This is a genomic window from Vibrio sp. 2033 (assembly GCF_033339735.1).
Genome location: NZ_JAWOVC010000423.1, coordinates 1 through 658, shown reverse-complemented (window position 1 = coordinate 658; position 658 = coordinate 1). Strand labels below are relative to the sequence as shown.

Sequence of the window (658 nt, the reverse complement as noted above, 5' to 3'; positions counted from 1 at the left end):
GTAGGTTCACCCATTACCGATTTAGCACTGAAAATGCTAAGGGACATCGAGGGTTCGGAGCGCAATTTTTCCCGTTCCTATTTCACGCGTGCCAAAGGTGGCGTATTGATGAAATCGATCACCATCGCGATTCGTAATGGGGAAAATCGCGTTATTGGCCTATTGTGTATCAACGTCAACCTTGATGCGCCATTCTCGCAAGTGTTGCAATCTTTCATGCCAACGCAAGAAGCGAAAGAAGCCGCTTCATCGGTGAACTTCGCGAGTGACGTAGAAGAGCTGGTGGACCAAACCGTTGAACGCACGATTGAAGAAATCAATGCGGATAAATCGGTATCGAACAACACCAAGAATCGTCAGATCGTGATGGAGTTGTACGATAAAGGCATCTTCGACATCAAAGATGCCATCAACCGTGTTGCCGATCGTCTTAACATTTCAAAACACACCGTGTACTTATACATTCGTCAACGTAAAACCGAGGACGAATAAGCGTGGGTGGATTAACTTACACGCTGGTGGTAAATGGCTCTGTTTACGGCAGCCAATCGGCACGCAGCGCATACCAATTCGCACAAGCAGTCATTGAACAAGGGCATACTCTGGTGAGTGTGTTCTTTTATCAAGATGGTGTGACCAACGGTACTGCGTTAAGTGT

The 658-nt window shown here is 46.8% G+C and carries 2 protein-coding genes; both read left to right on the top strand.

Translation table 11 applies throughout. The features are described 5' to 3' along the window. A partial coding sequence (locus tag R7P74_RS26965) for a helix-turn-helix transcriptional regulator (RefSeq protein WP_318123733.1) occupies positions 1 to 492 on the top strand: 492 nt, incomplete at its 5' end. A gap of 2 nt (positions 493 to 494) precedes the next feature. Continuing rightward, positions 495 to 658 (top strand): DsrE family protein (locus R7P74_RS26960; protein WP_318123735.1); only part of this gene is annotated, 164 nt, incomplete at its 3' end.